Annotated in this window: 14 protein-coding genes; 6 read left to right on the top strand and 8 right to left on the bottom strand. The window is 65.2% G+C overall.

The features are described from left to right. Position 1 precedes the first annotated feature (1 nt). The 5 genes from FJ948_RS06720 (at position 2) to FJ948_RS06700 (ending at position 5,170) form a co-directional block, all read left to right on the top strand. Positions 2 to 718: a uroporphyrinogen-III synthase gene (locus FJ948_RS06720; RefSeq protein ID WP_140702764.1), complete on the top strand. Its 717-nt coding sequence runs from the start codon at positions 2 to 4 to the stop codon at positions 716 to 718. Between the two features lie 110 nt (positions 719 to 828). Further along, a complete protein-coding gene (locus FJ948_RS06715; RefSeq protein WP_140702762.1) occupies positions 829 to 2,307 on the top strand; it encodes a COG4223 family protein in 1,479 nt (492 codons plus the stop codon). A gap of 10 nt (positions 2,308 to 2,317) precedes the next feature. After that, entirely contained in the window at positions 2,318 to 3,907 is a 1,590-nt protein-coding gene (locus FJ948_RS06710) for a heme biosynthesis protein HemY (protein ID WP_140702760.1), read from the top strand. Positions 3,908 to 3,958: 51 nt separating this feature from the next. After that, positions 3,959 to 4,438, top strand: coding sequence for a TerB family tellurite resistance protein (locus FJ948_RS06705; protein ID WP_140702758.1), 480 nt, complete (start codon positions 3,959 to 3,961; stop codon positions 4,436 to 4,438). A 15-nt stretch (positions 4,439 to 4,453) separates the two neighbouring features. Next, positions 4,454 to 5,170 (top strand): glutamine amidotransferase, encoded by a 717-nt coding sequence (locus FJ948_RS06700; RefSeq protein WP_140702756.1) that lies wholly within the window; start codon positions 4,454 to 4,456, stop codon positions 5,168 to 5,170. Positions 5,171 to 5,209: 39 nt separating this feature from the next. Here the strand turns inward: FJ948_RS06700 and FJ948_RS06695 are convergent, their stop codons facing one another. The 8 genes from FJ948_RS06695 to FJ948_RS06660 all read right to left on the bottom strand — a co-directional run bounded on the left by FJ948_RS06695 (position 5,210) and on the right by FJ948_RS06660 (position 14,489). Further along, on the bottom strand, positions 5,210 to 5,440 hold the full coding sequence (locus FJ948_RS06695; RefSeq protein ID WP_140702754.1) for a hypothetical protein: 231 nt from the start codon (positions 5,438 to 5,440) through the stop codon (positions 5,210 to 5,212). A gap of 161 nt (positions 5,441 to 5,601) precedes the next feature. After that, positions 5,602 to 6,840, bottom strand: coding sequence for an MFS transporter (locus FJ948_RS06690; protein ID WP_140702752.1), 1,239 nt, complete (start codon positions 6,838 to 6,840; stop codon positions 5,602 to 5,604). Positions 6,841 to 6,998: 158 nt separating this feature from the next. After that, positions 6,999 to 8,099 (bottom strand): aminotransferase class I/II-fold pyridoxal phosphate-dependent enzyme, encoded by a 1,101-nt coding sequence (locus tag FJ948_RS06685; RefSeq protein WP_140702750.1) that lies wholly within the window; start codon positions 8,097 to 8,099, stop codon positions 6,999 to 7,001. Positions 8,100 to 8,213: 114 nt separating this feature from the next. Then, a complete protein-coding gene (locus FJ948_RS06680; RefSeq protein WP_140702748.1) occupies positions 8,214 to 8,678 on the bottom strand; it encodes a MucR family transcriptional regulator in 465 nt (154 codons plus the stop codon). Positions 8,679 to 8,885: 207 nt separating this feature from the next. Continuing rightward, entirely contained in the window at positions 8,886 to 9,590 is a 705-nt protein-coding gene (locus FJ948_RS06675) for an ROK family protein (protein ID WP_140702746.1), read from the bottom strand. 14 nt (positions 9,591 to 9,604) lie between these two features. After that, positions 9,605 to 10,981 carry a glucose-6-phosphate dehydrogenase gene (zwf, locus tag FJ948_RS06670; protein ID WP_140702744.1) on the bottom strand — a complete coding sequence of 459 codons (1,377 nt, stop codon included), beginning with the start codon at positions 10,979 to 10,981 and terminating at the stop codon, positions 9,605 to 9,607. 22 nt (positions 10,982 to 11,003) lie between these two features. Beyond that, positions 11,004 to 12,020 (bottom strand): phosphogluconate dehydrogenase (NAD(+)-dependent, decarboxylating), encoded by a 1,017-nt coding sequence (gnd, locus tag FJ948_RS06665; protein WP_140702742.1) that lies wholly within the window; start codon positions 12,018 to 12,020, stop codon positions 11,004 to 11,006. Between the two features lie 51 nt (positions 12,021 to 12,071). Beyond that, positions 12,072 to 14,489 carry a glucan 1,4-alpha-glucosidase gene (locus tag FJ948_RS06660; protein ID WP_140702740.1) on the bottom strand — a complete coding sequence of 806 codons (2,418 nt, stop codon included), beginning with the start codon at positions 14,487 to 14,489 and terminating at the stop codon, positions 12,072 to 12,074. Between the two features lie 213 nt (positions 14,490 to 14,702). Here FJ948_RS06660 and FJ948_RS06655 point away from each other — a divergent pair, with 213 nt between their 5' ends. Continuing rightward, positions 14,703 to 15,716, top strand: coding sequence for an ABC transporter substrate-binding protein (locus FJ948_RS06655; RefSeq protein ID WP_140702738.1), 1,014 nt, complete (start codon positions 14,703 to 14,705; stop codon positions 15,714 to 15,716). Positions 15,717 to 15,734 lie beyond the last annotated feature (18 nt).

Below are 15,734 nucleotides of genomic sequence, written 5' to 3'. Positions count from 1 at the left end.
AATGCTTCGCGTCCTGGTGACAAGACCGGAACCGGGCGCCTCGCGCACGGCGCGGCGGCTTCAGGAGGCGGGCTTTCAGCCGCTTCTCCTGCCCTTGACCGAAACCGTGGCTTTGCCGGTCGATGCCGGACTGATCCCCAAGGATGCCGCGGTGGTCGCGATCACCAGCGCCAACGCCGTGCGCCATGCCTCTAAGGGCATTGTCGCGGCGCTTGCCGCGCTGCCTTGCCATGCCGTGGGCGCCAGGACCGCAGAGGCCGCGCGCGAGGCGGGTTTCGTGTCCGTCATTGACGGTCCCGGCGATGCCGGGCCGCTGGCCGACGGCCTTGCCGCGGCTTTTCCCGGCGAGGCAATCGCCTATCTCTGCGGACGCGTGCGCTTTCCCCTGTTCGAGCGGAGGCTGGAAGCGGCCGGAGTCCGCGTCGAGGCCATCGAGACCTATGACACAGCGGCGGTGGATTATCAGGACGAGGCCATCCTCGCGCGGCTGTCCGGCCAACCGGTAGATGCGGTGCTGCTCTATTCGGCAACGGCGGCGGCAGCGATGCAGAGCCTTGCCAAACGGCCTGCCTTGCAAAAAACCCTTCAAAGAACACGGGTTTTCGCCCTTTCAGCGCGCATAGCAGCCGCCTTCGGGGACAGCACCGGCAAAGCGATGCGCATTGCCGCACGGCCCGACGAGGAGGCGCTGCTGAGGCTTTTGCGGGCATGGCCCTGAACCGCGTCATCACACCGCCCCTTTTCACCGCTTGGTGATGTGCTAGACCCTTTTAGAACCATCACGCGCCGCCGGGCGTTGAGACGAAGCGAATTTTGCGGAGCCCATGCATGGTCAAGACGCCGAAGATGCGACACTCGAAAGGCCGCCGCGAGCCGGTGACCATCGATCTGGAGCCGGGCGCCGTGTCGCGCATCGTCGACGAGGATGCTGCCAAGGATGCCGCCCAGACCGACGAGGCGAAGGCCGAGGAGGCCGCGAACGCTTCGCGGCCAGAGACGCCGGAAGAGCCCGTGCATGCCGACCAGACCGATCTCGAACCCTGGGAGCATGCCGATGCCGCCGGATCGCAGGCCGGTGCGGATGTGCCTGCGGATGCCCAGGGCAAATCCGAGGAGCCGGAGTTGCCTTATCCCGGTTCGGACGCGCCGCCCGACCGTGCCAGGGCTTCCGACTATAATTTCGAGGACGCAAGCACAAAGACCGGAGAGACCAAGGCGGCTACGGGGAAAACCGACGCAAGGAGCGAAACCATGGCAGGGCAGCCGAAGCGTGGCGGCCTCAACGGCATTGCCGCCGGCATCATCGGTGGTGTCATCGCGCTGGTCGGCGCGGGCGGCTTGCAAGTCGCCGGCCTGCTCGGCGCGCCGGGTTCTGGCGCTGGTGTCTCGCTCGACGGCGTCAATGGCGAGATTGCGTCGTTGAAGGCCGAAATCGCGGACATGAGGGAAGCCGGCGGCGGCAGCGGTGCATCGGCCAAGGTCGATCGCCTGTCGTCGGCGCTCGATCAGATCAAGAGCGACGTCGCGGCGCTGAAATCGGCGGTCGAACAGGGCGGCGCCGGCGATAATGCCGGGCTCGCCGCTCTCGGCGACAAGGTCAAGCAAATAGAAACCGCGGTCGCGGCGCTCGGCAAGGCGGGCAGTGCTGCTCCCGTCGATCTCGGGCCGCTCAATGAAAAGCTGGCGGGCCTCGATGCGCTGGTGAAATCGACAGGGGAGGCGGCGAAGAACCAGGAAGGCCGTCTCTCGGCACTCGAACAGTCGCTGTCGCAGCTTTCCGGCAAGGTCGATGCACAGGCGTCGCAGCCGAAGATCGCGCTCGCCATCGCGGCCTCCGCACTGAAGTCGGCGCTCGACCGTGGTGCGCCGTTTTCGGCCGAACTCGATACGCTGGCCGCGATTTCGCCCAACGCACCCGAGCTCGCGACCTTGCGCCCCTATGCCGAAAAGGGCGTGCCGACCCGCACCGAGATCGCCTCGCAGATGGATGCGGCCGCCAACGCCATGGTCGCCGCCGCCACGCCGGTAGACCAGAATGCCGGCTTTTTGCAGAATCTGATGGCGAGTGCCGAATCGCTGGTCAAGGTCCGGCCGATCGGGGCCGTGGAAGGCAAAGGCGCGCCGGAAACCGTGGCGCGCATGGAGGTCGCGGTCACCCAGGGTGACTATGCCAAGGCGCTCGGTGAATATGACACGCTGCCGGAAGCCGCGAAGGCGGCGGGCGCCGACTTCGCCGGCAAACTGAAGGCGCGCATCGAGGTCGAAACCCAGGTCGACGCGCTGATCTCCGGCGCGATGAAGGCATGAGGGCAACACGATGATCCGCCTGCTCGCCTTCCTCGTCGTCGTCTTCGCGCTCGGACTGGGCTTTGCCTGGCTGGCCGACCGGCCGGGCGACATGGTCGTCACCTTCAACGGCTATCAGTATCAGGTCAGCCTGATGGTTGCCGCGGTCGCCGTCGTCGCCATCGTCGCCGCGGTGATGATCGTCTGGTGGCTGATCAAGTCGCTGTGGAACAGCCCCTACACCATCTCGCGCTATTTCCGCGTGCGCCGCCGCGACCGTGGCTACCAGGCGCTGTCGACCGGCATGATCGCCGCCGGCGCCGGCGACGGGGCGCTGGCCCGCAAGAAGACCAAGGAGGCGGCCAAGCTGATCCGTTCCGACCAGGAGCCGCTGATCCACCTGCTCGAAGCGCAGGCATCGCTGCTCGAAGGCGACCACGAAGGCGCGCGGCAAAAATTCGAGAGCATGCTCGACGACCCCGAAATGCGGCTGCTTGGCCTGCGCGGGCTCTATCTCGAGGCTGAACGCCTGGGCGACCGCAACGCCGCCCGGCACTATGCCGGCCGTGCCGCCGCGGTGGCGCCGCAACTGGCGTGGGCGGCCGAATCGACGCTGGAGGAACTGACCGCGCGCGGTGACTGGGACGGTGCCCTGAAACTGGTCGAGGCGCAGAAGTCGACGCGGCAGATCGAACGCGACGCCGCCAACCGCCGCCGCGCCGTGCTGTTGACCGCCAAGGCACAGTCGCTCGCCGACAGCGATCCCACTGCCGCCCGGACAGCGGCGATCGAGGCCAACAGACTCGCCCCCGACTTCGCCCCAGCCGCCGTTGCCGCCGCCGCCGCGCTGTTCAAGCAGAACGACGTGCGCAAGGGCTCCAAGATCCTGGAGACGGCGTGGAGAGCAGAGCCGCATCCGGAGATCGCGGAACTCTATACCCACGCGCGCCCGGGCGACGCGGTGCTGGACCGGCTCAACCGGGCCAGGAAGCTGCAGGAAATGAAGAAGAACCACGCCGAATCGTCGATGACGGTGGCGCGCGCCGCGCTCGACGCGCAGGATTTGTCGACCGCCCGCCGCGAAGCGGAGGCCGCGATCCGCATGGACCGTCGCGAGGGCGCCTATCTGCTGCTCGCTGACATCGAGGAGGCGGAGACCGGCGACCAGGGCAAGGTGCGGCAGTTGCTTTCCAAGGCGGTGCGGGCGCCGCGCGACCCGGCCTGGGTCGCCGACGGCGTCGTTTCGGAGCGCTGGGCGCCGGTATCGCCGGTCACTGGCCGGCTCGACGCCTTCGAGTGGCGCGCGCCGATGGAACGGCTCGGGCAGTTGATCGACAGCCGCGACGACGCGCCGGATGCTTCGGTGGTGGCCATAGAAGCGCCGGCCAAGCCGGAAAAGCCGATCGACGTCATCGATCATGCCGACGTCGAAAGCGAGAGCAAGCAAGCCGACAATCGGGAGGATCATGTCACGCCGGTCACGGCGGCGGCGTTCGCGGCGGTGCCGGAGGATGCCGAGGCCGTCGAGCCGGCGGAAGAGCTGGCGCGCCTGCCGGATGATCCAGGCGTCGATCCGGACGAGGAGGCGGAGAAGTCGCCGCGCCGGTTCCGGCTGTTTTGATTTGGGCCTTCGGGTGATTGACTTGGCATCGGGCCGTTTGGGAATGAATTGATGTTCGAGCGCGTTCTGTCGTTTCTCAGGGATTTGCCGGCCGGCTCCGGCAGCCATACCAGCACGGACGATCCGCGCGTCGCGGCTTCGGCGCTGCTCTACCATGTGATGAATGCCGATGGCGTACGCCAGGATGTCGAATGGGAGCGCTTCAAGGCAGTGCTGGCGCAGAGCTATTCGATCAGCGGTGCCGAACTCGAAGCGCTCGCCGCCGCCGGTGAACGCGCCGACAACGAAGCGATTGACCTCTACGCCTTCACCAGCGTGCTCAAGCGGCATCTCGATGCCGAGGGGCGCAAGGCCTTCATCGGCCTGATGTGGGAGATCGTCTACGCCGATGGCGAGTTGCATGAACTCGAGGACAATACGGTGTGGCGTGTCGCCGAGCTGATCGGTGTCGAGCGTCATGACCGGGTGGAGGCGCGCCGCAAGGCGGCCGCACATGCGCCGGGCGCCACTGGAACATCCTCGGACGAATAGGATTTTCGCCGTCTCATGCCACGCCAGACGAGGTCGAAGCCAAAGATCCTGATCGTGCTGCATCAGGAGAATTCGAGCTCCGGACGCGTTGGCCACATGCTTCTGGAAGAAGGCTTCGACCTCGACATCCGCCGCCCGCCGCTCGGCGATGCCTTGCCCGAAACGCTGGATGGCCATGCCGGCGCGGTGGTGTTCGGCGGCCCGATGAGTGCCAATGACGAGGACGAGTTCGTTCGCCGCGAGACCAACTGGCTGCAAATCCCGCTCAGGGAAAACCGGCCACTGCTCGGCATCTGTCTTGGCGCGCAGATGCTGGCCAATCATCTGGGCGGCAAGGTCGAGGGGCACGACGAAGGTCTGGTCGAGATCGGCTGGTATCCGCTCAAGGCGACCGAGGCCGGCAGGAAACTGATGCACTGGCCCGAAATGGTCTACCAGTTCCACCGCGAAGGCTTTTCGCTGCCCGGCGACGCGACGCTGCTGGCCACCAACGAAACCTATCCCAACCAGGCCTTCCGCTATGGCGACAATGCCTGGGGCATCCAGTTCCATGGCGAACTGACCAGGGTGATGATGCAGCGCTGGGTGGTGCGCGGCGCGCACCGCTTCGAACTGCCCGGCGCCCAGCCCGGCCGCGACCATCTCGGCGGCCGGCTGATCTGGGACATGCACCTCAAGCGCTGGCTGGACGAGTTCTTGCGGATGATCTTTGGCGGGCCGGTGGCGCGTTAAAGCCGAACCAGTGCTCTTTCGGCTTTCGCAGGGGGAAAATTAGTCCGAAAAGCTCACGCTCACGCCGCGCTGGCGAAAATAGGCCTGCATCAACTTGCGGCCCGAGCGGTTGCTCTGCGCCAATTTGGCAGGATCGAACACCGCCTGTTTTATCCCCTCGCGCGCCAGCGCTGCCTTGAGCGCCGCGATATGGGCGTCGATGTCGGCATTGTCCGCTCTGAGCGACGCATAGATATTTTCAGTCGCTTCGGCCACGGTCGGTTCGCTCACTTGTATCGTCCTTTGGTTGGTTGGCGGCGGCTTGGCACAGAGTCGCGGCTGCGCCGATGCGCCCCGGTTTTGCAAAGCGACTACAGCGTTGCTTCGAACTTGCAAAGGCAGATGTCAAACAATTCCCAACCGTGGCAGCCGGCGGCGAAGCGCGATGTCAATCAGTTTCGGCTGTTGAGATGCTGCACCTTCCGCAGCGCCGGGAACAGATAGGCCCACAGGCCGGCGACCGCGACGGCGCCGATGCCGCCTATGACCACCGCCGGAACCGTGCCGATCAGCGCCGCCATGGTGCCGGCGCGGAATTCGCCGACCTCGTTGGAGGCGCCGACGAAGACCTGGTTGACGGCGTTGACGCGGCCGCGCACCTCGTCCGGCGTCCAGAGCTGGATCAGCGTCTCCCTGATGTAGACGCTGAACATGTCGGTGGCGCCGAGCAGGGCAAGCGCCACTATCGACAGCCAGGTAAGGGTCGAGAGGCCGAACAGCACAGTGCAGGCGCCGAACGCCGCGACGAAGCTCAGCATGATCTTGCCGGCGTGGTCGCGGATCGGATGGCCGGCGAGCCATACCGCGACGCAGATGGCGCCGATACCCGGTGCCGAGCGCAGCAGGCCGAGGCCCCAGGGGCCGAGTTGTAGGATATCGCGGGCATAGACCGGCAGCAGTGCCGAGGCGCCGGACAGAAGCACGGCGAAGAGGTCGAGCGAGATGGCGCCGAGCACGATCTTCTCGCTCCAGATGTAGCGGAAGCCGGCAAACAGCGTTTCCATTGTCGGCTTGTCCGTGGCGGTCTGCTGCGCGGGCTTGGGAATGGTGAAGATGAGCACCGCGGCGGCGAGCATCAGGACTGCCGCCGTGGCATAGGCCACTTCCGCCGACACGCCATAGAGCAAGCCGCCGGCGACTGGACCGACAATCGTTGCCGTCTGCCAGGCGGAAGAGTTCCAGGCGATGGCATTGGCGAAATCCCGCTGCGGCACGAGATTGGCGAACAGGGAGGAGGAGGCCGGGCCATAGAAGGCGCGGGCAATGCCGAACATGACCAGCACGGCGAAGATCGGCAGCGGGCTGGTAAGGCCGCGCAGGGTCAGAACCAGCAGAGCCAGCGCGCAGGCGCCTTCGACCAATGTCGCCAGGGTCATGATCAGCCGGCGACCGAAGCGGTCGGCGACGACACCTGTCACCAGCACCAGAAGCAGCGCCGGCAGGAACTGGACGATGCCGACAATGCCGAGATCGAACGGATCGCGTGTCAGGTCATAGACCTGCCAGCCGACGGCGACGGAAACGATCATGGTCGCGAAGGTGGTGAGAAAGCGCGCCGTCCAGTAGCTGAGGAAGGCCTTGTGCCGGAAAGCCGCGTAACGCTGCTCCGGCAAAGTTTGTTCTGGTATCATGGAAAGAGGCCCCGTTGCGGTGGGCATCGGCTCGCGGGGCACTTCCCGGATGGGCGCTGTTCGACCAATGGAACTGGATAAAGTTCGGGGCGGATATGCTTTAAATTCAGGCCTGGATCAAGAGACTTTCGATCCACATCGTCCTCCGCACGCGGAATTTACCCGCGTAGCGCAGCCGAAATGGCGTCCAATCCGCCTTTCAACTCGGCCTCCGCCGGCCAGCCGAAGCCGACGCGGAAGAAGCGCTTTTCCATTTCGAACCAGTGGCCGGGTCCGACATAGGTGCCGTGGTCTTCCAGCAGCCTGACATGGAACCGGTCGAGGTCGAAGCCGGGCTCGACATTGAGGCGCGGGAAGCCGACGACACCGCCCTCTGGCCGCACCCAGTCGACCAGCGGTTCGCGGTCGATCCAGGTCTGGACGATATCGCGGCGCCTGGCCATGTCGGGCAGCAGCTTTCCCAGAAACGCGTCCCGGCGCTCCAGCATGCCGCGCGCTATGCCTTCGTCGATGACGCTGCCGCAGATGCCGATCTGCTCCTTGGCGGCGAGGAATTTTTCCTGCAGGGCGGCATCCCTGGTGACCAGCCACCCGATGCGGATGCCGGGAATGCCGAAGGCTTTCGACAGCGACGAGACGCTGATCGCCTTTTTGCTCAGCGAGGCAGCCGAGGGCAGCCGCCTGCTATAGGAGAGGTCGCGATAGGTCTCGTCGACCAGCAAATGGCAGCCGCTGGCGTCGGCGAGCGCGACCAGCGCGTCGAGATCGGCGCGGCTCATCATGGTGCCGGTCGGGTTGTGCGGGCAGGTGACGCTGATCAGCCTGGTGTTCGGCCGCATCGCGGCCTTGATGCGCTCGACATCGATGGCGAAGCCGTCCTCGAAGGCGAGGTCGATGAAGCTGATGGCACAGCCGATGGCGCGTGGCGTTTCGATGTTGGTGGCGTAGTTGGGCCTGATGACGACGAGGTGGTCGCTGGCCGACAGCAGTGAGGTCGAGATGATGAACAGCGCGCCGGCGGCACCCGCGGTCACCAGCACATCATCGGGCGAGATGCCGCCATCCTGCGCCGCGACCAGCGCGCGCAAGTCCTTGTCGCCGCGATGCTCGCCGTAGAAAAGCGTCAGGTCGGGCAGCGACAGGCCGATATCGGAAAGCTTCTGGTCGGCGATCGAGCTTTCGGAGAGATTGTAGCGGATACGGTCGTAGCCGTATTCCTCCGGCGCTTCCTTCTCGATCACCATCCTGGTGTAGTTCATATCAGCTCCCCCTCAAGGCACCTTGTCCGGCCTATCCAAGCCACAAAAACATGAAGCCTGCCAAGGCGGATTCGCCGGCAGGCTTCTGTTCCAGTCGTCCTGAGGCGGGATTGCTCAGGCCGGGACTTTGGCCTTCCGGCCCTTGCCCTTGACGGGCACCACCACGGCGGCCTTGCGGCCGAGACCGATCGACTTCGCCAGTTCGGAGCGCGAAGCGGCGTAGTTGGGGGCAACCATCGGGTAGTCCGACGGCAAGCCCCATTTGGCACGGTAGGCGTCCGGCGTCAGGCCGAAATGCACGCCGAGGTGACGCTTCAGCGATTTGAACTTCTTGCCGTCCTCGAGGCAGATGATGAAATCCGGCGTTACCGACTTCTTCGGGTTGACGGCCGGGACCAGCGGTGCCGCCACCGGGGCCGCCGGCTGGCTCAGCCCGCTGATCGAGGCGCTGACGCTGGCGATCAGTTCGGCAAGGCCGGACGCGGGCAGGCGATTCTTCTCGACATAGGCCGATACGATATGGGCCGTCAGTTCGAGAAGGTCGAGGGTCTTGCTGGCGTGGCTGTTTTCGTCGTCCAATCTGTTTCCTCCATCCATGGCGCATGACCTCGAAAATGGGGCCGTTTTCAAAAAGGATGATGCGCAAAATTAAAGTGCGTCGTCTTTGTGCGTCGCGCGCGACGCGATGTAGTGAGGCTGACTACCTAGTCGGCAAATCTGCACAATGCAATCTATCGGGGCGACATAACACGGCATTTTGAAGGACTATACTAAACTGTAATAATATCAGACGATCAGGGCCTTGTCGCGCCACAGACGAAATCCGCCTTCGAAGGCGCGTGTGTTGTCGCCGCGCCTGGAGTTGGCGGGCAATTCGTCGAGCTTGTCGACATTGCCGCCACCGATGACGACATAGTCTGGCTGCAGGGCGGCGCGCAGCCGGTTGACGACGTCGAAGACATGACCGCGCCACTTCTTCTTGCCGCGCTTCACCAGACCGCGTTCGCCGACATAGTCCTCGAAACTCTGGCCTTTTCGGTAGGGAAGATGGGCGAGTTCCATCGGCTGGCCGACATTGTCGAGGACCATCGCCGCACCGAGGCCGGTTCCGAGGCCCAGGAACAGCATGCGCCCGCCCTCATAACTGCCGATGGCCTGCATCAGCGCATCGTTGACCACCTTGACCGGCTTGCCGAACTCCGCGGCGAAATCGAAGCCGGCCCAGCCCTTGCCGAGATTCATGGGGTCGAGCACCGGCTTGTTGTGGCGCACCGGGCCTGGGTAACCCATCGAGATAACGTCATAGGACAGGCCCTCGGCGAGCGTCTTGACCTTGTCGATCATTTGCCGCGGCGTCAGGTCCGGGCCGGAATCGGTCCGGCGTTCGGTGCCGCCGTCGCTGGTCAGGATCTTGACGTGCGAGCCGCCAATGTCGATCGAAAGGACGACCTGCCCGGTCTCCGGCGCAGCCTGCTTCACCGCCTTGGCCATCCTGTTCCCTCCGCTCATGCCACCGGGTCGATCCAGCCATTGGGCGGCCCGAAGCCGGCCATGGCGTCCGCCGGTCCCCATGTCTTGGGTTCGTAAAGATGCGGCGGCGTGGTGTCGCCGAGCACCGGACCGACGATGCGCCAGGCGAGTTCCGCCGCGTCCTGGCGGGTGAAGAGCTGGCCATTGCCGTTCATGGCGTCGCCGATCAGCCGTTCATAGGGCGGCATGTCGCCCTTGGAGTCGTCGAGCGCGGTGAGTTCCACCTGTTCGCCGATCATGTCGTCGCCGGGCGCCTTGCGCTGGGCGCCGATGGCGATCATCACCTGCGGGTCGATGCGGAAACGGACGTAATTCTGATCGGCGGGCTTGATTGGGTCGAAGACGTCGAGGGGCGGCCGCTTCAGCCGCACCACCACCTCCGTGACATGCACCGGCATGTTCTTGCCGGCGCGGATGAAGAAGGGCACGTCCTGCCAGCGCCAGGTGTCGACGAAGAAACGCACGGCCGCGAAGGTCTCGACCGGCGAGTTCGGCGCCACGCCGGGCTCGGCGAGATAGCCGGCGAACTGGCCGCGCACGACATCGTCCTTCGTCAATGTCCTGATAGCGCGCAGCACCTGCACCTTCTCGTCGATCAAATCGTCGGCGGAGCGGCCGACCGGCGGCTCCATGGCGAGCAGCAGCAGAATGTTGAGCAGATGGTTCTCGATGACGTCGCGGATCGCACCGACATCGTCATAGAAGCGGCCGCGCCCTTCGACGCCGAAATCCTCGGCCATCGTAATCTGCACGCTCTCGACGAAGTTGCGGTTCCAGATCGGCTCGAGCAGGGCGTTGGCGAAGCGGAAATAGAGCAGGTTTTGGATCGCTTCCTTGCCGAGATAGTGGTCGATGCGGAAGATCGACTGTTCGTCGAACACCAGGTGCAGCACCCGGTTCAGCCAGCGCGCCGACTGCAGATCGTGGCCGAACGGCTTTTCCACCATCAGCCGCGCGCCATGCGCGGTGCCCGATTGCTCCAGCCCTTGCACGACGGTCTCGAACATGGTCGGCGGCACCGCCATGTAGTGCAGCAGCCGCTGGGCGCTGCCGAGGGCGGTCTTCAGCTTCTCGAAAGTGGCCGGATCGCGGTAGTCGCCGCTGACATAACGCAGCAGCGACGCCAGCTTGGCGAACACCTTCTCGTCGATCTTGCCGAGCGCGTTGACGATTCCGTCGCGGGCACGGTCCTGCAACTGCTTCAAATCCCAGGCATCGAAGGCGACGCCGATCACCGGTTCGGTGAGCGTGCCCTTGGCGACCATCTGGTAAAGGGCTGGAAATATCTTCTTGTGGGCGAGGTCGCCGGTCGCTCCGAAGAGCACCAGCGTGTCGGACCGTTCCTGGCTCATGCGCGCGTCTCCCCTGTCGCCGTCACTTGCCGGCCTTCGGCTTTTCGATGTGGCCGCCGAAAGCGTAGCGCATGGCGGACAAGAGCTTGTCGGCGAATTCGGATTCGCCTTGCGAGGAGAAGCGGTCGAACAGGGCCGAGGACAGGACCGGGGCCGGCACGCCGGTGTCGATCGCTGCCTTCAGCGTCCAGCGTCCCTCGCCGGAATCCGAAACCCGGCCGCCGAACTGGGCGAGGCCCGGATCGCTCTTCAGCGCGCCGGCGGTGAGATCGAGCAGCCAGGAGCCGATGACGCTGCCATGCCGCCAGACCTCGGCCACCTGCGGAAGGTCGATGTCGAACTGGTAGTATTGCGGGTTTTCCAGCGGGCTGGTCTCGGCGTCCGCCGTGCGCGGCCTTTTGCCGGCATTGGCCGACTTCAGGATGTTCATGCCTTCCGCATAGGCGGCCATGACGCCATATTCGATGCCGTTGTGCACCATCTTGACGAAGTGGCCGGCGCCGCTCGGTCCGCAATGCAGGTAGCCGAAAGGCGCGGTCCCGGCGGCCTTGTCCGGCGCCGCCGCGCCGGCATCGAGGCCCGGCGCCAGCGTGGCAAAGACCGAATCGAGGTGCTGCACCGCCACGTCGGGGCCGCCGATCATCAGGCAGTAGCCACGCTCCAGGCCCCAGACACCGCCGCTGGTGCCGACATCGACAAGATGCATACCCTTGGTGGCCAGTTTCGCGGCCTGGTCGACGGCGTCGTGGTAGTAGGAATTGCCGCCGTCGATGACGATGTCGCCGGGCTCCATCAGCGCCGTGACCTGATCGATGATCCTGCCGGTGATCGCCGCCGGCAGCATCAGCCAGACACAGCGCGGCTTGGCGAGCTTGCCGACGAATTCCTCCAGGGATGCCGCCCCCAAGGCGCCGTCGCTCACAAGCGCGGCGACGCTGGCCGGGTTGATGTCGTAGACGACGCATTCGTGGTTGTCGCGCATCAGGCGCCGCACCATGTTGGCGCCCATCCGGCCCAGTCCCATCATTCCGATCTGCATGGTTTCGTCCCTGTTTCCTGAAAGAGTCTCGGGGTTTCCCTGGAGAAGGATCTACTGGCTATCCTGCCCGCCAGATATGACAGAGAAGTCGACATTCTCCCAATCGCCGGTGCCGGGCCAGAAAAAAGTGAAGATCAGCGTGCTTCCGCTGGGGAGCCCGGCCGTGGGCAGATCGACAAGGTGGATGCCGAAGGCATTTTCCACTGTCTGGCTGTCACGGGCGGTCGCCCAATTGTCGGCGCTCCAGTGTACGGTCGCCGCCGCCAACAGCTCGATGCGCAATGTCTTGCCTTCAGGCAGCGCACGGATCTTGTTGTTGAAGCGCCATGTCCTGAACGGCGATAGGGTGTTGTCCTCGATGTAGCGCTTCACGCCTTGCGGCGGCATGTCGAAGACGGCGCCGTCGCGCAGCGAGCGCAGCAGCTTGATATGTTCGGAATGCGCCCAGACCAATGGCATGGCGCTGCCCGACGGCTTGCCATGCAGCAGCTCGCGCTCGGGAATGTCGGCGCCGTCCCACACCTGTTCCGGCAGCAGGCCGCCAAGCCCTGCCGACCCTTCCAGCGCGTCGAGCAGGCTGGCCGCCATGTCCTTGCGGCCGGCCGCCAGCTCGTAATGGGCGCGTTCGCCGGCGAGCAGAGGCCAGGGCCGGCCCTGGCCGGTGCCGTCGAAGGGCGAGCCATCCGCGTGCTCGCCGTAGCCGTCGCTGTTGTAGCGGTACCAGAGCGGTCCTTGCGGCAGCTCGCGGCGCAATTGCGCATCGATGACCTTGACGGTGTCGACGATGCGCGGATCGTCGGCGGCTCTCAGGCCAAAGCGCACGAGCGCCAGCGCGTCGGGGCTGACGATTTCCTCGGCTGGCCGTTCCGTGTCGCCCGGCGGGCGGTTCTTGATGGGCACATAGCCGTCCTTCGGCGAGCCGGCATCGGGGTCGTTGGGCGGCGCGATGCGGACGTAGTAGCCGGCGACGCCTGCCGCCTTGCAGGTGGCCGTGCCGGTGACATAGGTCCAGCGCTCGACCTGATCGTTCCAGCAGTCGGCGGTCTCGCGCAGATAGGCCGCCTCGGTCGTCCGGCCGCAGGCGTCGAGCAGGTCGGCGCCGGCAAGCAGCGCCGCGATCTCGACGGCCAGCGTGAACGGGCTGTAGCCGGCGTCCTCTTCCCAGCGGTCCTCGCCGGTGACGGGGCCATTGCGCACGACATAGGAGGCGGCGCGCTCGATCATCGGCAGGAAGGCCTTGAGCTTGGCACCCGGCAAGTGGCCGGCGCGATGCAGGGCATCGGCGAGCAGCAGGGGAAAGGCGCATTCGTCCATCTGAATCCCCGGCCAATAGGCTGAGCCGTCGAGCCAGGCGTTCTGCGGCCAATGGCCGTCGGGCTGCTGGATGGAACCGAGGTACTCCAGAGTCCGCAGTGCCGAAGCGGCATCACCGGCGGCGAGAAAACCGCCCGCAGTCTCGACCAGATCGCGCGGCCAGACCAGGTGGTAGCCGCCGAGGTCGTCATCGCCTTTGTTGAAGCCCCAGGGGATCGACAGGCTGGCCACCGCCGCGCCCGGCATGGCCGATGACCGGTGGGTTGCGAGCACCGCGGTTGAAACGCGGTAGCTGTTCACTCCGGGCGTCCGGTGGCGGTCCAGCGGCAGCAGGGCCGCCTGCCATTCGCGCCATGCTTCGACATAGGATTTCGCCGCCGGCTCAAAACCCCGCTTCAGGCTGGCGCAGGCGTTTTCGGCGGCTTCGTCCGGCGTCGCGCCAAAACCCAGCGCCAGCACGGCTTTTGTCTTCGTGGCGGTGAAGCCGATCTCACCGGTCAGCGCGACATTGCCGTCCTCGGCGCGCCGGCATGCAGGATCGAGCATCCCGGCATGGTTCAATTGCTGCCAGCCGTCGGAGAAACCGACATAGCCGGCCGAACAGCCACGCCAGGGCAGCGACGAGGCCAGCGCCAGGCAGGTGCCGCGCCCCGAGGCAAACAGGACAGGCTTTCCCTCGTGTTCGCCGACCCAGGCGGTGTTGCCCATGCCGGCATTGACCAGATGCGGCGCCAGAAGCGCGTAGACGCGGTAATCTTCGGCAGCCCGCTTGAGCGGTGTGAAGGTGATCTCCTGCAGCAGCGTCGGCCGTGCCGGGTCGGCCACGATGCGCTTCTCGATCCGGTAGGCGCCGTCATCGGCCGTGTTGACCAGCCTGTAGGCGGGCACGCCGTCCTCGAACGGCTCGATGGCGTGCGCGGCATCGCGCTTTTCTTCCGAGAAATATCCATCCTTGCCGGTGACGATCAGGCCGAGGTCGCGCGTGCAGGCGCTGTCGACGCGCGGATAGTAGATTTCGTTCAATATGCCATGGCTGATGGTGAACCAGACCCGGCCGGCCCGCGAAAGCGCTGTTCCAACGCCGCTCTTGGCGCTTGACGTCCAGCGTGCCGGAATTCCCGGTGCGCCAGGGGGAACGATCGGCGTCGCCGTCATGCTTTCAGCCTCATGTCCGCATGCCTAGCCCATCAGCCGAAGCTTTTTCAATCGTCGCACCGCAAAGTGATCACGGGCTCTTCGCGGATTGCAGTTGACAGCTCGCCGGCCCTTCATGCACTTTTGTCTGACAATAGATAAAAAACAGGAACGCAATACGCGGCACTTTTATCAGCAGGCAACCAGACCATTAACACTCGGGAGGAGTATGACATGAAGAAACTGTTCGTTCTCAGCACGCTTGCGGCGATGGTCGCCGCCGGTACGGCCTTTGCCGACACCAGCGGTAAGAAGATCGCGTTCTCCAACAATTATGCCGGCAATTCATGGCGGCAGGCGATGCTCGACAGCTACGGCATCGTCACCAAGAAGGCGGTCGATGACAAGATCGTCGGCGCGGCCGATGTCTTCACCACCGCCGACAAGGAGGTGCCGACGCAGGCCGCCCAGGTGCAGAACCTGATCCTGCAGGGCTATGACGCGATCGTCATCAACGCCGCCTCGCCGGATGCGTTGAACGGCGCCATCAAGCAGGCCTGCGACGCCGGCATCGTCGTCGTTTCCTTCGACGGCACCGTCACCGAGCCTTGCGCCTACCGCGTCGTCGTCGACTTCAAGGACATGGGCAAGCAGGAAGTCGAGCAGATGGCCAAGTTCCAGCCAAAGGGCGGCAATTTGCTGGAAATCCGTGGCCTGGCCGGCACATCGATCGATGACGCCATCCATGCCGGCATCCTCGAAGGCGTGGCCGCGCATCCAGAATTCAAGATCGTCGGTTCGGTGACCGGCGACTGGGACCAGACCACGGCGCAGAAAGCGGTGGCGACCATCCTGCCGTCCTTGCCCGACATCGTCGGCATCGTCGACCAGGGCGGCGACGGCTATGGCGCCGCGCAGGCCTTCGCCGCGGCCGGCAAGCCGCGCCCGACCATCATCATGGGCAACCGTCAGGACGAATTGAAGTGGTGGAAGGAACAGAAGGACAAGGACGGCTACCAGACATGGTCGGCATCGATCGCGCCCGGCGTCTCGACGCTCGCCTTCTGGGTGGCGCAGCAGGTGCTCGATGGCCGCAAGGACATTCCGCACGATCTCTTGGTGCCGTATCTCGCCTTCACCCAGGACGATTTCGAGGCAGCCCTTCCGAAGATCAAGGAGGGCGGCGTCGCCACCCACGAATACACCCAGGAAGATGCGATCGCGGCCATCAAAGCCAACATCAAGTGAGGGTCGCAGACGCGTTGC

The sequence above is a fragment of the Mesorhizobium sp. B2-3-12 genome, from assembly GCF_006442205.1.
GTDB lineage: Bacteria > Pseudomonadota > Alphaproteobacteria > Rhizobiales > Rhizobiaceae > Mesorhizobium.
Note: the sequence above shows the minus strand (reverse complement) of the source record. Positions and strands in the feature narration are given on the sequence as shown.

Coding starts and splice junctions, on each gene's coding strand:
- FJ948_RS06700 (WP_140702756.1), top strand. CDS start 4,454: ATGCCACGCCAGACGAGGTCGAAGCCAAAGATCCTGATCGTGCTGCAT.
- gnd (WP_140702742.1), bottom strand. CDS start 12,020: ATGCAGATCGGAATGATGGGACTGGGCCGGATGGGCGCCAACATGGTG.
- FJ948_RS06715 (WP_140702762.1), top strand. CDS start 829: ATGGTCAAGACGCCGAAGATGCGACACTCGAAAGGCCGCCGCGAGCCG.
- FJ948_RS06660 (WP_140702740.1), bottom strand. CDS start 14,489: ATGACGGCGACGCCGATCGTTCCCCCTGGCGCACCGGGAATTCCGGCA.
- FJ948_RS06655 (WP_140702738.1), top strand. CDS start 14,703: ATGAAGAAACTGTTCGTTCTCAGCACGCTTGCGGCGATGGTCGCCGCC.
- FJ948_RS06685 (WP_140702750.1), bottom strand. CDS start 8,099: ATGAACTACACCAGGATGGTGATCGAGAAGGAAGCGCCGGAGGAATAC.
- FJ948_RS06705 (WP_140702758.1), top strand. CDS start 3,959: ATGTTCGAGCGCGTTCTGTCGTTTCTCAGGGATTTGCCGGCCGGCTCC.
- FJ948_RS06675 (WP_140702746.1), bottom strand. CDS start 9,590: ATGGCCAAGGCGGTGAAGCAGGCTGCGCCGGAGACCGGGCAGGTCGTC.
- FJ948_RS06720 (WP_140702764.1), top strand. CDS start 2: ATGCTTCGCGTCCTGGTGACAAGACCGGAACCGGGCGCCTCGCGCACG.
- zwf (WP_140702744.1), bottom strand. CDS start 10,981: ATGAGCCAGGAACGGTCCGACACGCTGGTGCTCTTCGGAGCGACCGGC.
- FJ948_RS06690 (WP_140702752.1), bottom strand. CDS start 6,840: ATGATACCAGAACAAACTTTGCCGGAGCAGCGTTACGCGGCTTTCCGG.
- FJ948_RS06710 (WP_140702760.1), top strand. CDS start 2,318: ATGATCCGCCTGCTCGCCTTCCTCGTCGTCGTCTTCGCGCTCGGACTG.